Origin of the sequence: Sedimenticola selenatireducens, assembly GCF_007625115.1 — a bacterium.
Taxonomy (GTDB): Bacteria; Pseudomonadota; Gammaproteobacteria; order Chromatiales; family Chromatiaceae; genus Sedimenticola; species Sedimenticola selenatireducens_A.
This window is the reverse complement of the sequence record NZ_VMNH01000006.1, coordinates 64,325-83,834: the sequence shown is the minus strand read 5'-3', so window position 1 is coordinate 83,834 and position 19,510 is coordinate 64,325. Positions and strand designations below refer to the sequence as shown.

The window sequence follows — 19,510 nt, the reverse complement described above, 5'->3', positions numbered from 1 at the left end:
AATCGCATTATAGGTAGCCAGTCCGTTCACCGTCCTATCTCCCCGTTGTGGCTCGTATATTGAATCAGCCGCTCTACGAAGAATTGCAGGTGTCCGCTAGCACCCTCTGGTATAGGCCAGTTATCGGCCTTCTGTGCAAGATTCTTGAATATTTTTGCAATATGGCTGCGCGGATTGGCCTGAACCACAGGTTTTTGCATTTTTACAGCCTTTCTCAGATTCTCGTCATAAGGGATACTGCCCATGTAAGTAAGCATAACATCCAGATACTGATCTGTGACCCGACACATCTTGTTATAAAGGTTTCGGCCCTCTTCTACCGTGCGCGTCATATTCGCCAGAATACGAAAACGATCCAAACCATACTCTCGGTTAAGTAGCTTAATCATTGCGTAGGCATCGGTAATAGACGCAGGTTCATCACAAACCACAACAATCAACTCCTGGGCCGCTCGACTAAAGCTCACCACGGTATCAGAGATTCCCGCAGCCGTATCGATTATCAGAAAATCCAGGTCACCCCCTACATCACTGAAGGCCCGTATCAGGCCTGCATGTTCAGCCTCACTCAGCTCAGCCATCTGCTGTACACCTGAGGCACCCGGCACGACACGAATACCAGAGGGTCCTTCCAAGACGACCTCTTCGAGGGTCCGCTCACCACTGAGCACATGAGAGAGATCGTATTTGGGGTGCAGGCCCAATACCACGTCGATATTGGCAAGCCCTAAATCGGCATCCAGCAACATCACGCGCCGGCCCATATCTGCCAAAGAAACAGCCAGGTTGACTGAGACGTTGGTCTTTCCGACACCACCTTTACCACCGGTAACTGCGATTACTCGTACGGGCGTAGGTTGTACCATTCGTCTCAATCCTGCGGCCTGATCTGTTATTGCATCAACCATGAGCATTTGCCCTCGCCCCTCCCAATGCTAATGCCAAGTATTCATCCGAATACTCCCCTCCTCCGGTACTGCACGCCACGGCCTTACTGACTAATGTATGTGAGCGTGCAAGATGGAGGTCCTCTGGCACCTTTTGTCCGTCCGTCATGAAGGCCAGTGGCAATGATTTATGTATCAATGCAGACAAGGCACCACCCAGCGAACCGGCTTCATCAATCTTGGTAAGTATGCAAGCAGCCGGTTTGGCCGCCCCAAACGCAGCGATTGCCTGTTCCATTGAGGAGTAATCCGTTGCTGCAGAAAGTGTCAGGAAACTCTGAACGCCCTGACCAGCGACATCCAATAAGGAAAGCTGTTCACTCAGCCTGACATCACGTTGACTCATGCCCGCCGTATCAATCAGTATCAACCGTTTTCCTTTCAGTGCATTGAGCGCTACGGCCAACTCTTCTCGAGTGCCGGCTGAACGAACCGGGACATCTAATATTCGCGCATAGGTATTGAGCTGTTCTTGCGCACCAATTCGATAATTATCGGTAGAGATAAGCGCTACTTGGCGATTACCATGGCGCAATGAAAATCGAGCAGCAAGTTTGGCAATGGTAGTGGTCTTACCTACACCCGTGGGGCCGATTAAAGCAAATATACCGCCCTGATCGAGAAGATCATCACTCACTGTTTCCAATTTTGCTGCCAAGTAATAAAGAGCCTTTCGCCATGCCTGATCGGCTGTCTCAACATTCGTCACACTCTCAACCAATTGGCTACAGATATCAGGCGTGATGGAAAGTGACATCAGTCGGCGAAACAGATCCTGAGTCTCAGGTCGGTGATCACCCATCTCACGCCAACTCAAACCAGAAAGATCGTTTTCCAGCATACGGCGGAGTGCTTTCATCTCTTGACGCATCTCAACCAGGACAGGGTCCTGTGACCACTCAACTTTCGGAGGGATTTTTTTAACCGGAGCCTCAACCATCCCAGGCTCTTTTAACAAGGAGACCGATGCCTTAGCCAGCTTTTCTGGATGACTTGGACTTTCAGTACGAGAAGACTTAGGCGTTATTTGAGCGGGTGTATAGGACGTTTCTGGTGTTGGCTCCGCCTGTGGCATAAAGGCTGTAGCGTCATAATCAATCGCCGCAACCAGTTCAATGCCGCCATCAACCTTCTTGTTAGAAAGGATGACCGCATCAGAGCCGAGCGCTTCACGAACTTGTCGCAGCGCTTGTCTGATATCAGATGCAAAAAAACGTTTAATCTTCATACCTTGCATTCCCTGCAGCCGGCACTTCGATCAAACGCCATTGAATTAAATGTTGGCGTATCTCTACTGATCGTTACGCATCGGCTGCCTCATGTTTCTCCACTTGGCCTGCCCACCGTGGCAACCACCTTGATCTTGCGGTTGTCCGGTATCTCGTTATAAGAGAGCACACTCATACCCGGTATGCTGTGCTTCACGAAGCGTGCCATCCACGTCCTGATGGGCGCCGCCACGAGAAGAATGCTCTCCTGCCCTGCCGTTTCTTGCTGGTTAGCCGTTTCAGCAAGTGCTTTCTGTAGCTGTTCCGCTAACCCTGGTTCAAAACCAACACCGCCATCCTGGCCAGGCTGGATAGTCTGCTGCAATATTTGTTCCAATCCAGGATCCAGCACAACAACAGGAATTTCTTCAACAGGGCCAACGAGTTGCTGAACAATCGATCGGGATAGCGCAACCCTTGTCTTGGCGGTTAAAGCGCCGAGGTCTTGACTCTGGGTCCCAAACTCCGCCAATGTTTCGGCAATCGTGCGGATATCGCGGATTGCCACACCCTCAGCAAGGAGGTTCTGAAGGACTTTCAGCAGTTGCCCCAAGGTCAACACCTCCGGCACTAGATCTTCCACCAGCTTAGGGGCACTTCGGCTCAACACATCCATCAACTGCTGGACTTCTTCGTGGCCAATCAGTTCATGGGCATGAGATTGCAATATCTCACTCAAATGGGTTGCCACCACAGTACTGGCATCAACAACGGTATAGCCAAACGTCTGCGCCTGATCTCTCTGGGACGACTCAATCCAGACCGCTTCCAGACCAAAGGCGGGATCAGTCGTTTCGATACCTTGAAGCGTTCCGAATACCCGCCCTGGGTTGATGGCCAACTCCCGGTCAGGGTAGATCTCAGCATCACCAATCGCCACACCATTCAGTGAGATACGATAGCCCCCTGGACTGAGATCGAGATTATCCCGAATATGCACTGGTTGAATGAGGAATCCCAACTCCTTGGAAAGCTTTTTCCGAACCCCCTTGATCCGGTTCATCAACTGCCCGCCCTGATTCTTGTCCACCAAAGGAATGAGGCGATAACCCACCTCAAGGCCGATAATATCTACTGGTTGCACATCGTCCCAAGTAAGCTCTTTCTGCTCGGGTGGAGGCGGTGGTTCTGGCATTGGTTCGACTGTCGCCGTCACCTGTTGAAGAGTCTGTTTCTGCATAATCCACCAAGCGCCTGCACCGGCCAATGCAGCCAACGTCAGAAAGGCAAAATTGGGCATACCCGGGATGACACCCATCATGGCCAATACGCTGGCCGTGATTATCAGCGCCTTGGGATTGGTGAATAACTGACTGAGAATCTGGCTACCCATATCTTCATCTGAAGAAGTCACACGGGTAACAATAATTGCGGCTGAGGTGGAGAGTAGCAGCGAGGGGATCTGGGCTACCAGACCATCACCTATAGTGAGTAGCGCATAAAACCGCAACGCTGTTGAGAGGTCCAAATCATGTTGCAGCATACCGATGGCAAGGCCACCCAATATATTGATAAACAGAATAAGGATACCGGCTACCGCATCACCACGAACAAATTTGCTCGCACCATCCATAGAACCATAAAAGTCAGCCTCACGCGCAACCTCTTCTCGTCTAGCCCGAGCCTCATCTTGATCAATCAACCCAGCGTTAAGATCCGCATCAATCGCCATCTGTTTACCGGGCATAGCATCCAGGGTAAACCGCGCACTCACCTCGGATACACGTCCAGCGCCTTTGGTGACAACCACAAAGTTGATAATCACCAGAATGGCAAACACCACCAGACCAACAGCGTAGTTACCCCCAATAACAAAGGCACCAAACGCCTCAATCACCTTACCCGCCGCATCTCCGCCTTGATGACCTTCCAGCAAGACGACACGGGTCGAGGCTACATTGAGCGCCAGCCTAAGCAGTGTGGCAACCAGCAACAAACTCGGAAACACGCTGAATTCTAATGGCCGCATGGTGTACACCACCACCATAACCACAATCAGAGACAGTGCGATATTGAAGGTAAAGAAGATATCCAATGCCAGTGGAGGCAGCGGGATCACTACCATCACCAACAGCATCACCAATACGATTGGCGCACCCAGCCCACGCATACCGGAGGCTTTCATACTGTTGAGGATTGCTGCTGAATCCATTATTTAATCTCCAGTGACATCTATTCCGGCACCTTCAGTTCATCAGGGATGGGGAGATCATCCGGTGTAGTCGGTTTCTTACTTTTCCCTGGAATATGCGCCTTAAGCTGAAACACATAGGCAAGAATCTTGGCTACCGAAAGGTACAAACCTGCTGGAATGGCCTCGCCTAACTCTGTATGGAAATAGATCGCTCGGGCAAGAGCCGGCGATTCAATGATGGGCACTTCGTGCTCGCTTCCGATGCGTCGTATATTGGCAGCCACCAGTTCCACGCCCTTGGCAACCACTACTGGCGCCATCATAGTCGCCTGGTTATAACGCAGTGCTACGGCATAGTGGGTTGGGTTGGTAACAATGACATCAGCCTTCGGAACCTCCTCCATCATGCGACGAGTCGCCATTTCACGCTGAAGCTGGCGGATACGCCCGCGAACTTCGGGTCGCCCTTCTGTATCTTTCATCTCTTCTCGGACTTCTTGACGCGTCATCTTCAACTGACGTCGGTGGTCCCACAACTGGAATGGTATATCCACGGCAGCGACCAAAATCAACGTCGAAGAGATCAATACAAAGGCCCAGCCAATCAGGTTTACCAACTCCTTAACAGCGGGCATCAAAGCCATTCCACTTAAGCCGACAAACGAATCAATCGATAACCAAATTACTAATGCCGTGGCACCACCAACCAGGAAAAACTTGGCCATCGCCTTGACCAACTCAACCAACCCCTTAACAGAGAACAGACGTTTCATCCCTTTCAATGGGTTCATTTTGCTGAGTTTGGGCGTCATCGCCTCCCCGCTGAAGGCCATTCCGCCTAAAGCGATTGAACTGAGTATGGCAATCACCACCACCACGACAAAGAACGGCGTGAGCATAATCAGGGCATCTTGAATACTGCTCACCAGCCGACGGGTCATGGCCATTGGATCAAACATATCAACACGAGGAATAGTGAAGCTGCTGCTCATTATATTCGACAGATCCTCACTCATACTGCCACTCATGCTCACCAAAGCCATACCACCAATCAACGTAATCGCCATGGTATTCAATTCTTTGGAACGGGCTATCTGACCCTTTTTCTTCGAGTCTTCAAGTCGTTTCGCTGTCGGCTCTTCTGTCTTCTCCTGACCGTCGTCATTCTCAGCCATTCATCACCTCTCGATCAGGAGAATACGCTGCATGAGGGCCATCCCCTCCTCCAGCAGTTCTGTAAAGTTGCCCATAACATCCGGCAGCGTAATCCAGATCAAAACAAAACCGATCAGGATCGATATGGGGAAACCAACCGCAAAAATATTGAGCTGGGGTGCGGCGCGACCCACAATACCCATACCCAAATTGACTAGCAGTAACGCCGCCATTACCGGTAGTGCCATCAATAATCCAGCACTGAACATTCGACTTGCCCATCCGACAATCTCTGACAGGCTATTTTGACTGATTCCACTCATCGATACTGGAAAGGTATGGAAGCTGTCTGCCAATATTTCGATCAACACCAAATGGCCATTCAGGACCAAAAAGAGCAGCGTAGCGAGAATCAGGTAAAACTGTGAAACAACCGGCACTTGCACCCCGTTTTGAGGATCCATCATGGAAGCAAAACCAAGCCCCATGCTGTAAGCAATTACTTGCCCGCCAAAAATCAGCGCCGCAAACACCATCTGCAGAATAAAGCCCATTACAATCCCGATTAGAATCTGCTGCAGCAGAATTACAAAAGATTCATGACTGAAAGCATCAACAACGGGAGAAATGGGTACAACCGGAATCAACACCCATGTCAGTACCAGGACAAAGCCGATACGAAACATGACAGGGGTCTGCCGTGAGCTGAAAATGGGTGCCGCTAAAACCAATGCACTAACACGCACGAAAGGCCAGAAAAATGCGGCCAACCAAGCGTTCATCTGTGCATCACTGAATGACATCGCTTTAACACTCCGCTAGCCGATTATTTCCGGCACGCTCTCGTACAGATTCAAGGTGAAGTTCATTATTACTTGAAGCATCCATGGCCCTGTCATCATCAGCACTATAACCACAATGATTAACTTGGGTATAAAGGTCAGCGTCATTTCGTTGATTTGTGTAGCCGCTTGAAACATTGCCACAATCAAACCGACAATCAATGCTGGAATTAACAGCACAGCACCTAACGCCACTGTCACTTCCAATGCCCTTTGTCCAATATCCAGTACGCTGTCAGGTGTCACACTATTACCTCGCTATACCAGAAAACTGGAGGCCAAGGTGCCGAACAACAATGCCCAGCCATCGATCAAGACAAACAGCATGATTTTGAAGGGTAGAGAAATAATAAGTGGTGAGAGCATCATCATACCCATGGACATCAACACACTGGCAACAACCAGGTCGATAACCAGAAAGGGAATAAAGATCAGAAAGCCAATCTGAAATCCCGTCTTCAGTTCGGAGGTTGCAAAGGCGGGTAATAAAACGGTGAAGGGAACATTTTCAGGTGTTTCAAATTCCTCAAATCTTCCAATGCGTGCAAACAACGCGAGGTCACTCTCACGGGTCTGACCTAGCATAAATTCACGCATGGGAACGGACGCCTGTTCCAGCGCCTGGGAGGCCGTGATCTGCTCCTCCATGTAAGGCTGAACACCCTGATCATAAACCTGCTGAAATACCGGCATCATGATGAACAGGGTAAGAAATAATGCGAGCCCCACCATGATCTGATTCGATGGGGTATTCTGAGTACCCAAAGCCTGCCTAAGAATTGCCAGCACGATCACGATACGGGCAAAGGAGGTCATCATCAGCAAAGCACCCGGTAGCAGAGTCAATGCTGTCATCAAGAACAGGATCTGTATACTCAGGCTGTAGGTCTGACTACCATCCGCATTGGGGGTCGTCGTCAATGCATTTAATCCTGGTGCGGCACTACTGACTGCCGGCAACAAGATGCAGATTAACAATAGCGAGAGAGGGAAGAGTCGGGCTTTCATTTTTGATGCTCAGCCAGTTCTGTTTCAAGCTGTCCAGAAAAGGGCGTGCTCTCCTGCTTGGTCATCTCACCATCCCCCAGCACATAGAGAGTCTGCACTCTGCCGGGAGCCACGCCAACCAATAACTTGGTGCCTCCTACTTGCAGAAGAACGGCTCGTTCGCGAGGCCCCAAAGAGACACCGCCAAGAATATTCAGATCCGCTTTTGCCGCCATTGGGAGTCGTCCAAAACGACGCACCAACCAACTGAGGCCAAATATAAGTAACAGTATCAGTAACAAGCCACCGGCTGTTTCCAGCAACACCCCACCGCTCAATGGAGAGGCACCCAATACAGGTGCGGCCGACTTTTCAGTCTCAGCAAAACAGATGCCTTGCAGAGGGAGAAAAAACAAGCCCGTTAGGATTTGTGTAGATCTCACTTACCCAGTCTCCTGACTCGGTCAGCCGGGCTAATGATATCGGTAAGGCGAATTCCAAACTTTTCATTAACCACCACGACTTCGCCTTTGGCGATCAATGTGCCATTGACCAGCACATCCATGGGTTCACCTGCCAGACGATCCAACTCCACGACTGAACCTTGGTTCAACTGCAGCAAGTTGCGTATCGAAATTTGGGTACGGCCAATCTCCATTGAGATGGTTACCGGAACATCTAGAATGGCGTCCAACTGTACCTCACCTGATCCACTTTTCCCGGATTCAGACGTCAGCTCTTGAAACTGAGCAGACTCCGCTCCACCGATTGTCGATGCAGGGATCACGCTCTCTTCCACTACATCCTGCTCCTCCATAGCGGCGGCCCACTCATCGGCCAATGCTTGATTTGCGTCTTTATCTGTATCACTCATGATTATGCCCTAGCTCAAATACCCACAGATCAGGATCCGTTTAGGAGGTCCTGTAACCCTATATGTTTAGGTGGTTCAATCCATTTCTCGACCTTGATGGCATAGCTTCCATCCGATACCCCAATCCGCCCTGAAAAGACCGGTACATCTGCCGCAGAAACGCCCACGATCTGTGGAATATCCACCGGAATAACATCACCCTTTTTCAACTCGGAAAGCTCTTTCATGGTGATGGAGGTTTCACACAGAACACTTGAAAGTTCCACCTTCACACTCATAATCTCGTCCTTCAATGCGATCACCCAGCGCTCATCCTTGTCACCCCGATCAGACTGGACGCCAGCATCCAGCAGATCACGTATGGGCTCAATCATGGAATACGGCAGACAGATATGCATATCCCCTCCCCCGGCCTCCAGATCTATGTGGAATGACGTCACCACTACAACCTCAGACGGGCTCACAATGTTTGCAAACTGCGGATTAACTTCCGATCCAACACACTCAAAAGTCAACGGTAATACCGGCTTCCAAGCCTCGTGAAGATCGGCAAATGCGAGATTCAGCAGCATCTGTACTACTCTGAGCTCGGTAGGGGTAAAATCACGACCTTCGATCTTAGTGTGGAAACGACCACTGCCTCCAAAGAAGTTATCGACGACACTGAATACCAGTTTTGGGTCCAGCACGCAGAGCCCCTTCCCCTTCAGTGGCGGTACTCTTACTAAGTTGAGACTGGTTGGAACAAACAGGCTATGCACAAACTCGGAGAACTTGAGCATCTGAACGCCAGAGACAGAGATATCTGCTGACCGACGTAACATGTTGAACAGACTGGTGCGAAAATAGCGGGCAAACCGCTCGTTTACCATCTCCAGCGTAGGCAGACGTCCGCGAACAATGCGGTCTTGGCTGGCAAAGTCATAAGATCGTGCCGAGCCATCCGCAAGATCTTCCACCTCTGTGGCAATGTCTCCGTCATCGACGCCGTGTAATAGCGCATCGATTTCGTCTTGTGAAAGTAGGTCGCTGGCAGACATGGTTTATTGCATCACGAAAGAGGTAAAAAACACGGCCTCAATCTCTCCAGGCCCCTTCTGTTCTTTAAGAATCTGATTAATCGTTTTAAAAACCTCAGATTGAAGTTTTTCCTTTCCTTTTCTATCGCGTAATGCTGAATCTTTCTGATTACCAAACAGGGACAAAAGATTGTGTCGCAGCATAGGATCATTGTTTTTTACAAACGCAATCAAGTCAGGGTCTCTTGCCATAACCTGCACCCCGATCTGTAACATCCGCGCCTTTCCTCCGGGCGGTAAGTTAACGACAAAAACTGGATTGAGCGGATAATAGATCGCAGGCAGCTGTTCCTGCACAACCTCCTCCGACTCAACACCCTCGCCTTCAGCACTCTCATCCTCTCCACCCAACAGAAACCAGGCAGCACCCCCCCCGATAACCAGGAGCAGGATCACCCCCGCTATAATAATGATCAGCTTCTTTTTCGATCCGCCGCCATTTTCAGCACCCAGATCGAGATCCTCATCTTCTTTTTCTTTTGCCATGAGCTATTCCTCTCACATGATTACAGCAGACTATGCAATAGGCATACCACCTATAATAATCCATATTTAATATTTAAATACAATTACTTATACTTACATTAACAACCTTCGCCAAAGAATTGACGGCCAGTAAAAAACATAAAGGGCAAAAAAATGGCGTCTCTAAGATCAATTCGCAGGCTTTAAAGAGCTGTACTGGCCGTCAATGTTTGACAAGGCGCATCCAGCGCCAGAAATTGAGTAAGCTGGCCAGTGAAGACGCCAGATAGGTCAATGCGCAGGCCCGCAATATACGCCTTGCTGCAGGCAATTGACTCGGTTCAAGATATCCAGCTTCTAAGAGCGGCATGGCGCGTCTAAAGCTAGCATCCCATTCAACAGGCAGGGTCGTCATCTGCACAATCAGGCCAATACCCAGCGTACTTACTGCCGCTAAAAACATAATCACTCCAGCACTTGGCGCCCGAGCAATCAGCGTTAAAACTGGAACGGCGAACAGCAGAAACGAACCCAATCGCTCGGTCACTTGAGCAATACGGACTAAACGCCCGCGCCATAGAAAGGGTGGATAGCCAGCCGCATCTTGTATGGCATGTCCCACTTCATGAGTCGCCGTTACAATCGCTGTCAGAGAACGACCGTCCAGATTCTGTGGCGAAAGCCGGACACATACCGATACGGGATCATAGTGGTCACCCTGGCCATCATGGGCTGACTCAACCTTGACATGCTCCAAGGAGAGCCGCTTCAGTAGATGCCGTGCCAATTCACCACCTGTACCCGGAAAGCCCTGATCTTCCTTGCTGTAGCGTGAGAGGACAGATTTCACCCACCACTGAGGACCAAGAATCAATACCACTAACAGAATGAGTAGAAGTACAAACTGCATTGTTACCCCTCAAGACGAAGGGCATCGGCCCTCCCCGCCTCTTCATCGACACACTTGAGCAGTAGTGCGCCAGCCACAAACAAGATTGCGACTGAAAGGATAGCGAGACGTGGACTACCAGTTGCCAGACTCACCCCACCCATTAAAAGTGGACCAAATACGGCTGCAAATTTACCCAACATGTTATAAAAACCAAAAAATTCAGCCGGCTTATTCTTGGGTATCAAGCGCGTATAATAGGACCGGCTCAAGGCCTGAATGCCACCCTGAACCAATCCGATTGCAATGGCCAGCATGTAAAACTCCCACACCTGACTCATCTGATAGGCCCAAAGAATAATAGCCAGGTAAACACCTATCGCCAGATAGATCCCCTCTCTGGCACCCCAACGCTCAGCCAAACTACCAAAGATAATTGCCGCAGGAAATCCAACAAACTGGGTGATCAGTAAAGCAACGATCAATCCATTGGAATCGAAACCAAGCGAAAGCCCATAATCAACGGCCATTCTGACAATCGTATCCACACCATCAATATAGAGCCAATAAGCCAACAGAAAAATCCAAGCCTGCTTCAATAGCTTCAATCGTGAAAGCGTCTGACGTAATTCGCCAAATCCTGCCCGAATACTATCCCGAAGACCCATTGACGTATGTACGACAGGCTCCGTCACAAATAGCAGCACTGGGAGCGTAAAGAGCGCCCACCAGCCAGCAACCATGAGAAAGGAGGCTCTAACTGCGGCAGCGGTATCCGCCAACCCAAACCACTCCGGATTGATTGTCATCAGGACATTCACCGCAAATAATATCCCACCCCCGAGATAACCAAACGCAAAGCCGAGGACTGAAATCTGATCCACGGAGCTTTCATCAGACACTTCAACCAGCAAGGCATCATAAAAAATATTACCCCCAGAGAAGCCGATGACAGCCAGCACATAAAGCACCAACGCCAACCCCCAACCGCCCGATGCCACCAGATAGAGGCAGCCGGTCATCACAATGCCCATCATCGCAAAATAGATCAGAAAGCGCTTTCGTGCGCCCCCCTTATCCGCTATGGCACCTAGCAGTGGGGCCAACACCACAACCACCAAACTAGCGAATGCATTTGCACTTCCCAGCATGAAGGTACTCTCGCTGCTATCCAGGGTAGTCGCCCAGTACTGTTTAAAAAAGAGCGGGAAAAAACCGGCCATCACGGTTGTAGAGAAAGCCGAATTAGCCCAATCATAGAAACTCCACGAAATGACCTTTTTGTCTCTCCAGAGTTTGAAGGGTTTATATGGCACGCTAACTCCTATTCACTCATTGTCAGGAAAGGCCCTGCTCACACAGTTTACGCAGCGCTTTATTGGCGACATTAAAGCGCTCATTCAGAATCTCAAACAGTTCAGGAATATGGGTAATAGCTTGTTCGCGTGCTGAAAGCTCAATCTGCTTTGCAATTTCTGAGAGCAACATGGCACCGACATTGGCACTGCTGGATTTTAATGAGTGAGCCGGAAGGATCATCTGATGAGTATCCCCGTCTAAAATACCCGCTTCAATCTCCCTGATCAGGCCAGGTGCCGCATCCAGGAAACTGAGTATCAGACCAACGAAATCCTCCTCCATGATCTCGTAAAGCTCTTCTATAACAGACGGATCAATAGCTGAATCAACTTGCTTACCATGCGTTTTTGCTTGTGCTGCTGTTAACTGATCAGAGACCTTCTGGCGCTCAAGCATTTCAAGATTATCTTTTGGCTCACCCTTCTCCTGTTCATTTATGGGTAGCCACTGGCACAGCATCAGCCTCAAGGTTGCTGGCATAATCGGCTTCGCCAGATAGTCATCCATACCTGAATCAAGGCATTTTTCCCGGTCCCCATCCATTGCATTAGCGGTCATCGCTATCACTGGCAGCCTGGAGAACCCTTTGGTCGCTTCCCTCAAACGAATCGCCCGAGTCGCCTCATAGCCATCCATACGTGGCATCTGACAATCCATCAGTACCAGGTCATATTGGTGATGATCGATAGCCCGCAAGGCATCCAATCCATCTTGCGCCACATCACACTCAAGCCCTAAGCGCAGCAACATTTTTTTCGCCACATTCAGATTAACCAGATTATCCTCAACAATCAGCACGTGCCCCATTAACTGAACCTGGCTACCAGGGGCTTCCTGCGGTAACGAGAGGCTACTCAGAGGAACCGTCTCATCCCAAGCGTCCGCCTGACTATCCGAGATAAGAAACTGATTTGAAATCTCGTCAGTGTCGTCCATCAATCTACCACGCAGCGGGGTTTGCACATCCATCATGCGCTCCAATACTCGTTGTAGCTCACCCTGTTTCACGTTGCGAGGCAGGATCGCATCCACACCCAACTTGCTGGCTGAGTGAGTTGACTCTCCTACTAAAAGCAGTTTCAAACCGCCCAGAGTTGGCGTGCTTTTTATCTCCTGCAGGAAGGCATTTAATCGCCCCCCAAGAGATTTGGTATCCACAACTACCAATTCGTAGGCCCAACTCTCTCCCAGAGTTGCACTTGATAGCAGATTGGACAGCGCACGCGCCGGTTGTTCTTCACGTTGATGCAGAATTTTCCATGCATTTAAATACTGCTCCATTTTGTCTATCTGGCGGTCACGGCTAGCGACGATCATGACACGTAGCCCTTCAAGGCTTATTCGGTCAGCCGGAATATCACTCACTGATTTACGCAGGGGAACCACAAACCAGAAAACCGAACCTTTTCCCTGCTCAGACCTGACACCGATCTTACCATCCATCAACGCCACCAACCGTTGGGAAATAACCAACCCTAACCCGGTCCCGCCATGCTTGCGGGTGGTAGAGGCATCCGCCTGATTAAATGACCTGAACAGACGCGCTTGAATCTCCTGACTGATACCATCACCGGTATCTTTCACAGCGAACACCACTTCTATGGTTTTACGGCTATTGCCACGACAGGCCACCTCCACCATGACGCCACCCTTGTTGGTAAACTTGATGGCATTGCTCACCAAGTTGGTCAAAACTTGTCGAAGTCGGATTGGATCACCCTGCACAACAGCAGGCACATCAGTGGCAATCTTATAATCCAGATCCAAACCCCGCCGCTCAGAACTCTTTGCCATCATGGCAACAACAGACTCGACCAAGTCTCGTAGATTAACCTCTATTGACTCCAGGTCGAGCTTCCCGGCCTCTATCTTGGAAAAATCCAGAATGTCATTGATGATGCTCATCAGATGATACGAGGAGTTCAGTGCCGTATTTACAAACTGACGCTGCTCCCTATCCAGCCGTGACTCCCGCAAAATCTCCAACAGAGGGACAATCCCATTCAAAGGCGTTCTTATCTCATGACTCATGGTTGCCAGAAACTCGCTTTTAACCATGTTAGCCGTCTCTGCAGCCTCCTTTGCCAGATAAAGTTCTTGTTCCACATCCCTGCGGCGCTCATCTTCGTCACTGAGCTTGGAGTGCAAATCAACCATCTCCACACGCGCCAGATTGAGCTTACCACTGACGTTTTGCTTACCCGCACGAAGCCTCGCGATAATACTGAAAAGTACAGAAAATGCCGCAGTTATCAGGCATAGACCTATAACAAGCGCAAGCACCAACACTACCATGGCGCTTGACGGCCAGGCTTCTAACACCTTAATCACGATTAAAAGCGAAGCCAGAAAAGCCGCAATGAAGAGCAGTACCATTAAATCGATCGCTGATAAAAACATGATCGATAGCAATGCGCTGGCGGCTGTAGAGAGCAGTATTAGCAAGCCCGCATCAGTAAGGTAGCCTGGTAAGGCAAAAGCTGTAATTGCACCCCATAAAAGACCGGATACTACAGCGATGGGGAGAGGATAATATTCCCACCGCCGAGCGGTAACCATATCCGGCTGATTAAGATTCCACATATACCAGAGAGCAACTTGCGCAAGACCAACAACCAGCAACCCCATGGATAACATACTGATCTGGCTAATCTCGCCCTTAGTATTTAGACCAAATACAGCTGCCGCCAATAAAAGTGTCGCTAGACCAGCAAAGCCAAGACCCGTATAAAAGAGCCTTACCCGCTCCATTGTAATTAACAATTCTCGGGTGATCCTGCTATCTTGCATGATTAGTCCATGATCTTTGTAATTGAACACAGGTTTGGAAAACAGTCTGTCACGACCTTTTACGGATGACTACCATTACTTGTCATTCCGGTTAAAATGGCAAGTAATGCAAAGGGGCCGACCACTGATCTTCGTTATGCCACAGACTCAGAATAGTAGGCAAATTACTGACCCGATCCATAGCAGACTATAATTTATTGCATACGCTTATCGCATCGGATCAGATAATCCCTGTACTGGATCAGCAATTTTTTGACTGCATACTTAGGAAAAGTATAAATGCCTGAAAAAGAAGAAAAAGAACGCGAACTCAAGGCAGCGTTTGTCCAACATCTCCCAGAGCGGATAGCCAGCATCAAAGGCGATTGGAGCCGACTCAATAGCAGTGAATGGGATCATTCACGACTCAAAAGCCTTTATCAGAAAGTACAGGGCCTAACTGGCGCAAGCGGTCAATATGGCTTAATCAGTCTCAGCGAAAGCAGCTTCTCTCTGGAGGTCTACCTCAATACCCTCATCGGCATTGACAACCCACTCTCAACAGATCAGGAAGAGACAGGCAGTACCTTGATCAATGCGATGAAACATGAGGTGGACCTGATCCGAAGCAAGTCTGGAATTGATCAACCGGAGGAGCGACTCATTTACCTTCTCCATTCAAACAGAGAGATTGCACCCGGCCTGACTGATGTGCTGGAAGAGCACGATTGCACCGTCTTAAGCTTTAATCACCCCGACGATGTTGAGGGTGAGGTACAACGACGGTTACCTAATGTACTTATCCTCGACGCTGAATTCCTCCCTCATATTGGCCTTTTAAATCGTGAACTGGCGATCCAACAAGAGCGTCATAAAACCCAAGTGGATATCGTTTGCCTCAGCCAATCCAGAGATCTTGAACAACGCTTATTGGCACTCAGAAGTGGCGTTGATGCCTACTATCTGACCCCGATTAATACCCAGGAACTTGTTGACAACATCATTGAACTGGCCTCTCCAAAACATGAAAGCTATCGCATTCTGGTGGTTGAGGATGACCAATCCCAAGCCGACTTTGCAGCCTCTATCCTGAAAAAGAGCGGCATGAAGACACTGGCCATAACAGATCCCATGAAGGTAATTGATGCGCTTGATAAGTTTCGCCCAGATCTCATTCTTATGGACCTCTATATGCCTAATGCCAGCGGCACAGAGTTGACCACCATTATTCGTGAACACCCCGATTTCATCATGACCCCGATTGTCTTTCTTTCCGGAGAACAAGATACCGATAAACAACTGCAGGCACTCAGTGTGGGTGGTGATGATTTTCTCAGCAAGCCTATTCGCCCGCGTCATCTGATCAGTACCATCAGCAATCGAGTGGAGCGGGCGCGAATTCTGGAGAAAAAAAGACACTACCCAAGCGCCAGAGATCCAGTTACAGGGCTCTATAATCGACGCCATTTTTATGAAAAACTGGATGCCCTGACTACAGACACAGAGCAGCGCAATACTCTGGGCGGCGTTTTGTACATCACCCTTCATGAAGGCTCCGAGGGTAATAAACCTGTTGAATTTGATCGGTTTATGGCAACCCTAGGCAACCATATCATGGAGGTTTTGGAAGAGCAGGATATCGCTTCACGCATTGATGAAACCAGCATAGCCATCGTTGTCCTGCGTCCACATCAGAAGAACATAATCGCATTGGGTGAAAAAATCTCCGCCCGAATTCAAGAACTAAAAAACGGAAACAAGCACACGCCCCATATCGGCATTGCGTTCATCCATAAGGAGGGAATCAATGCCTCAGAACTCATGGCCAATGCCTCTGCCGCCTGCGCGGAGATTCAGCATAGCACCCAGATGATGAAAATTTACGAGACAGGCGACGGCTTAACCGCCCCATCCAAGCAGGCCACCCTACCTACCTTGTTAAAGCAGGCATTACAGGAAAATGGTTTTCAACTGCTATTCCGGGCGCTTGGCCACCCCCACAAAGCAGAGCCAGAGGTCTATGAACTGAAGTTGCGGCTTCGACTTCCGGATGGCAAGCAACTGGGCAACGCTGAGATTATATCCCTTGCCAATGAAGAAGGCCTGGCCACTCAGGTCAGTCAATGGCTGGTTGAACGCGCCCTGATAACGCTGGAAGAGAAGAGAGTTGAGGGAAAACAGATCAGCTTGTTAGTTGAGCTTGCCAGCAGCACTATTTTCCAAAACACCATCACCGAGTGGCTGAAAAAGCAACTTCGGGCGCGTCAAATGGTCGGATTCGGCCTGATATTCGAATACCGAATAGCCGATCTAAGCGCCAACCTAAAGGTATCAAAACAGCACTTTTCTGAACTCCGGGATATGGGTATTAAGATTGCTCTATCACGCTATGGGGCTAGTAACGCCGCAATCAAAGTACTCCAATATCTGCACGCCGATTACGTACACATTGCGGGCCCAGTACTGGAAGCCGCTGACAAAGAGGTATCAGAAATTATTGAGCAGATACATCAAAGCAACGCCAAAATCATTCTACCCGCCCGATCTGAGCCCGCTTCAATTACACCCCTTTGGCGTGATTCGGCAGACCTTGTCCCAATAATTTCAGGCACAACCAGGCACTGAGGCAGAGCAAGTAGTGTGAGCATCCCAAATGAACAAATCGCCAGGCTCGCTGGGCATATACCCTTTCTTAACCAGCAGGATGACCAGCTCAAGCAACGCTTCTATTCACAAGCCTCAATAATCAAGTTGCAGAAAGGACAACCAATCTGTCATGAAGGGAATCATTGCAGCCATCTGTCCATTGTGCTGGAAGGTACAGCCCGAATCTATAAATTGGGTGAGAATGGGAAAGAGATAACACTCTACCGAATCAGCCAAGGAGAGAGCTGCATTCTCACCGCCTCCTGCATTCTCAGCGAAATCCCGTTTCCTGCCTTTGCCATTTGCGATACAGACGTTGAGGCAGCCATCATTCCTGCCAATACGGTACAGACCTGGCTCTCAGAATCAGCCGTATGGAGAGATTACATCTTCAGCCTAGTCGCTACCCGTTTATCCAATATAATCCACGTGGTTGAGGATGTGGTATTCAGAAAAATGGATCGCCGAATCGCGACTTATCTTTGCAACAGGGCAGCGAGCGAAAGTACTGCCATCAGGGTCACTCATCAGGAAATCGCTTCAGAACTCGGTACTTCAAGGGAGGTAGTGAGTAGAATTCTTAAGGATTTTGAACATGAAGATCTTATTAAAGTGACCCGAGGAGCCATACAGCTGATCGATCTCGACACACTCAAATCCAAACAACATGAACAGTAATGGATAACGTTAATCATCCACCGATTGATGCCACATTGCCTTGTGTGACATTGTCACAGACATCCTGAACTTTACAGACTATTGTAGCCGTTGATCTATGAGGCATCGCCTCACTGGCAACTTGTTTACATAGGAGCAGACAATGAAAAAGAATATGGGTGGCCTCGATCGAGGACTACGCGCCGTCGCAGGCATTGCATTAATTGCCTGGGGACTTGCCACACAGAATTGGTGGGGCGCCGTTGGTATCATTCCCCTTTTTACTGCAGCCATAAGCTGGTGCCCAGCCTACTTGCCGTTCGGCTTGAGTACCTGCAAAACCAAAAAATAACAACGCAGGGGTGCTGTCTATTAATTTTATGACGGCACCCTATTTGGCCAAGCACTGATCACCGCTTGAACGAGTGTAGCCAGAGGAATTGCAAAGAATACCCCCCAAAACCCCCACAACCCGCCAAAAACAAGTATTGCTACAATAATCGCCACCGGGTGCAGATTTACTACCTCAGAAAACAGTAAAGGAACGAGCACATTCCCATCCAGCGCCTGGATCACAAAATAGGCCACACTCAGCCAGATGAAATCATTTCCCCAACCCCACTGAAACCAGGCAATCAGTATTACAGGAAAAGTAACAACCGCAGCACCAATGTAGGGAATAATAACTGAGAGCCCAACGAGTACACCCAGTAGCATCGCATATTGCAGTCCCATAAATGTGAAAACCACAAAACTGGCGGAGCCGACAATGATAATCTCCCAGAATTTTCCCCGCACATAGTTGGCGATCTGTCCATCCATATCATGCCAGACGGTATCAGCAAATTTCCGGCTGCTAGGCAAGAAGCCGAGCGCCCAATCAATGATAATCTTTTTATCTTTCAGGAAGAAAAACACCAGTAGCGGCATCAGAATCAGATAGACGAGAATGGTAATCAAACCGACAACTGATGAGAGCGACACGGAGAGCACCTGCTGTCCGACTGCCGCTATCTCACGTCGAATAATGGTTATTATCTCCTGTACCTGCTCAACTGACAGCGCCTCGGGATAACGCTCAGGTAGCAATAATAGTAGGCGCTGACCTTCGGTAATCATTGCGGGAATTTGTTGGAACAGTTGCGTTGCCTGTCTTGAGAGTTCGGGCATCAAAACAAACAAAATCAGTGTAACGAATAACAGAAATGCAATGAAAACAATCAGCACTGCCGTAAATCGAGGGACGCCCATGCGTTGGATTTTGCTAACCAGTCCTTCCAGAAGATAGGCTATGACCGCGCTGGCAAGCACAGGCGTAAGCATCTCCCCCATCGTAATGATAATGGCAAAACTGGCGAGCAAAAACAGCGCAAGAAAGATGACCTCAGGATCTGAAAAATGACGTTTAAACCAATCTGTCAGTAGCTGCATCCGGTGGC

Annotated in this window: 18 protein-coding genes; 3 read left to right on the top strand and 15 right to left on the bottom strand. The window is 49.3% G+C overall.

The genetic code is table 11. The features are described 5' to 3' along the window. Positions 1 to 26 precede the first annotated feature (26 nt). From FHP88_RS07020 to FHP88_RS06955, 14 genes are all read right to left on the bottom strand, one after another. Complete coding sequence (locus tag FHP88_RS07020; RefSeq protein ID WP_335341593.1) at positions 27 to 866, bottom strand: MinD/ParA family protein; 840 nt, start codon at positions 864 to 866, stop codon at positions 27 to 29. Positions 867 to 900: 34 nt separating this feature from the next. Next, positions 901 to 2,175, bottom strand: a complete 1,275-nt coding sequence (flhF, locus tag FHP88_RS07015) for a flagellar biosynthesis protein FlhF (RefSeq protein WP_144358322.1) — start codon at positions 2,173 to 2,175, stop codon at positions 901 to 903. Positions 2,176 to 2,264: 89 nt separating this feature from the next. Beyond that, on the bottom strand, positions 2,265 to 4,367 hold the full coding sequence (gene flhA / locus FHP88_RS07010; protein ID WP_144358321.1) for a flagellar biosynthesis protein FlhA: 2,103 nt from the start codon (positions 4,365 to 4,367) through the stop codon (positions 2,265 to 2,267). Positions 4,368 to 4,387: 20 nt separating this feature from the next. Continuing rightward, positions 4,388 to 5,524, bottom strand: coding sequence for a flagellar biosynthesis protein FlhB (gene flhB / locus FHP88_RS07005; protein WP_144358320.1), 1,137 nt, complete (start codon positions 5,522 to 5,524; stop codon positions 4,388 to 4,390). Positions 5,525 to 5,527: 3 nt separating this feature from the next. After that, a complete protein-coding gene (gene fliR, locus FHP88_RS07000; protein ID WP_144358319.1) occupies positions 5,528 to 6,307 on the bottom strand; it encodes a flagellar biosynthetic protein FliR in 780 nt (259 codons plus the stop codon). A 15-nt stretch (positions 6,308 to 6,322) separates the two neighbouring features. Then, positions 6,323 to 6,592 carry a flagellar biosynthesis protein FliQ gene (fliQ, locus tag FHP88_RS06995; RefSeq protein WP_144358318.1) on the bottom strand — a complete coding sequence of 90 codons (270 nt, stop codon included), beginning with the start codon at positions 6,590 to 6,592 and terminating at the stop codon, positions 6,323 to 6,325. A 12-nt stretch (positions 6,593 to 6,604) separates the two neighbouring features. Then, positions 6,605 to 7,354, bottom strand: coding sequence for a flagellar type III secretion system pore protein FliP (gene fliP, locus FHP88_RS06990; protein WP_144358317.1), 750 nt, complete (start codon positions 7,352 to 7,354; stop codon positions 6,605 to 6,607). Further along, complete coding sequence (gene fliO, locus FHP88_RS06985) at positions 7,351 to 7,776, bottom strand: flagellar biosynthetic protein FliO (protein WP_144358316.1); 426 nt, start codon at positions 7,774 to 7,776, stop codon at positions 7,351 to 7,353. Before fliO ends, fliP begins: the two co-directional genes overlap by 4 nt. Further along, on the bottom strand, positions 7,773 to 8,207 hold the full coding sequence (gene fliN / locus FHP88_RS06980; RefSeq protein ID WP_144358315.1) for a flagellar motor switch protein FliN: 435 nt from the start codon (positions 8,205 to 8,207) through the stop codon (positions 7,773 to 7,775). The genes fliO and fliN overlap by 4 nt, the downstream gene beginning before the upstream one ends. Positions 8,208 to 8,236: 29 nt before the next feature. Beyond that, positions 8,237 to 9,247 carry a flagellar motor switch protein FliM gene (gene fliM, locus FHP88_RS06975; protein WP_144358314.1) on the bottom strand — a complete coding sequence of 337 codons (1,011 nt, stop codon included), beginning with the start codon at positions 9,245 to 9,247 and terminating at the stop codon, positions 8,237 to 8,239. A 3-nt stretch (positions 9,248 to 9,250) separates the two neighbouring features. Further along, positions 9,251 to 9,772, bottom strand: a complete 522-nt coding sequence (locus FHP88_RS06970) for a flagellar basal body-associated FliL family protein (protein WP_144358313.1) — start codon at positions 9,770 to 9,772, stop codon at positions 9,251 to 9,253. A 202-nt stretch (positions 9,773 to 9,974) separates the two neighbouring features. Further along, positions 9,975 to 10,661: a zinc metallopeptidase gene (locus FHP88_RS06965; protein WP_144358312.1), complete on the bottom strand. Its 687-nt coding sequence runs from the start codon at positions 10,659 to 10,661 to the stop codon at positions 9,975 to 9,977. Positions 10,662 to 10,663: 2 nt separating this feature from the next. After that, the gene (locus FHP88_RS06960; protein WP_260843193.1) at positions 10,664 to 11,956 is read right to left on the bottom strand and encodes an MFS transporter; all 1,293 of its coding nucleotides are present in this window, start codon (positions 11,954 to 11,956) and stop codon (positions 10,664 to 10,666) included. A gap of 22 nt (positions 11,957 to 11,978) precedes the next feature. Continuing rightward, positions 11,979 to 14,789, bottom strand: a complete 2,811-nt coding sequence (locus tag FHP88_RS06955; RefSeq protein ID WP_144358311.1) for an ATP-binding protein — start codon at positions 14,787 to 14,789, stop codon at positions 11,979 to 11,981. Positions 14,790 to 15,068: 279 nt separating this feature from the next. Here FHP88_RS06955 and FHP88_RS06950 point away from each other — a divergent pair, with 279 nt between their 5' ends. The 3 genes from FHP88_RS06950 to FHP88_RS06940 all read left to right on the top strand — a co-directional run bounded on the left by FHP88_RS06950 (position 15,069) and on the right by FHP88_RS06940 (position 18,423). Beyond that, positions 15,069 to 17,393, top strand: a complete 2,325-nt coding sequence (locus tag FHP88_RS06950) for a response regulator (protein ID WP_144358310.1) — start codon at positions 15,069 to 15,071, stop codon at positions 17,391 to 17,393. 15 nt (positions 17,394 to 17,408) lie between these two features. Beyond that, positions 17,409 to 18,092, top strand: a complete 684-nt coding sequence (locus FHP88_RS06945; RefSeq protein WP_144358309.1) for a Crp/Fnr family transcriptional regulator — start codon at positions 17,409 to 17,411, stop codon at positions 18,090 to 18,092. A gap of 142 nt (positions 18,093 to 18,234) precedes the next feature. Then, positions 18,235 to 18,423 carry a YgaP family membrane protein gene (locus tag FHP88_RS06940; protein ID WP_144358308.1) on the top strand — a complete coding sequence of 63 codons (189 nt, stop codon included), beginning with the start codon at positions 18,235 to 18,237 and terminating at the stop codon, positions 18,421 to 18,423. A gap of 26 nt (positions 18,424 to 18,449) precedes the next feature. On the opposite strand, the gene FHP88_RS06935 is transcribed toward FHP88_RS06940, so the two are convergent. Then, a complete protein-coding gene (locus FHP88_RS06935; RefSeq protein WP_144358307.1) occupies positions 18,450 to 19,502 on the bottom strand; it encodes an AI-2E family transporter in 1,053 nt (350 codons plus the stop codon). Positions 19,503 to 19,510: the final 8 nt, after the last annotated feature.

Bases quoted from the DNA above. Each gene is read 5' to 3' on its own strand.
- FHP88_RS06970 (WP_144358313.1), bottom strand. From the start codon at position 9,772: ATGGCAAAAGAAAAAGAAGATGAGGATCTCGATCTGGGTGCTGAAAAT.
- FHP88_RS06950 (WP_144358310.1), top strand. From the start codon at position 15,069: ATGCCTGAAAAAGAAGAAAAAGAACGCGAACTCAAGGCAGCGTTTGTC.
- FHP88_RS07020 (WP_335341593.1), bottom strand. From the start codon at position 866: ATGGTACAACCTACGCCCGTACGAGTAATCGCAGTTACCGGTGGTAAA.
- fliR (WP_144358319.1), bottom strand. From the start codon at position 6,307: ATGTCATTCAGTGATGCACAGATGAACGCTTGGTTGGCCGCATTTTTC.
- FHP88_RS06955 (WP_144358311.1), bottom strand. From the start codon at position 14,789: ATGCAAGATAGCAGGATCACCCGAGAATTGTTAATTACAATGGAGCGG.
- FHP88_RS06940 (WP_144358308.1), top strand. From the start codon at position 18,235: ATGAAAAAGAATATGGGTGGCCTCGATCGAGGACTACGCGCCGTCGCA.
- fliM (WP_144358314.1), bottom strand. From the start codon at position 9,247: ATGTCTGCCAGCGACCTACTTTCACAAGACGAAATCGATGCGCTATTA.
- FHP88_RS06965 (WP_144358312.1), bottom strand. From the start codon at position 10,661: ATGCAGTTTGTACTTCTACTCATTCTGTTAGTGGTATTGATTCTTGGT.
- FHP88_RS06935 (WP_144358307.1), bottom strand. From the start codon at position 19,502: ATGCAGCTACTGACAGATTGGTTTAAACGTCATTTTTCAGATCCTGAG.
- flhF (WP_144358322.1), bottom strand. From the start codon at position 2,175: ATGAAGATTAAACGTTTTTTTGCATCTGATATCAGACAAGCGCTGCGA.
- flhA (WP_144358321.1), bottom strand. From the start codon at position 4,367: ATGGATTCAGCAGCAATCCTCAACAGTATGAAAGCCTCCGGTATGCGT.
- fliP (WP_144358317.1), bottom strand. From the start codon at position 7,354: ATGAAAGCCCGACTCTTCCCTCTCTCGCTATTGTTAATCTGCATCTTG.
- flhB (WP_144358320.1), bottom strand. From the start codon at position 5,524: ATGGCTGAGAATGACGACGGTCAGGAGAAGACAGAAGAGCCGACAGCG.
- fliN (WP_144358315.1), bottom strand. From the start codon at position 8,207: ATGAGTGATACAGATAAAGACGCAAATCAAGCATTGGCCGATGAGTGG.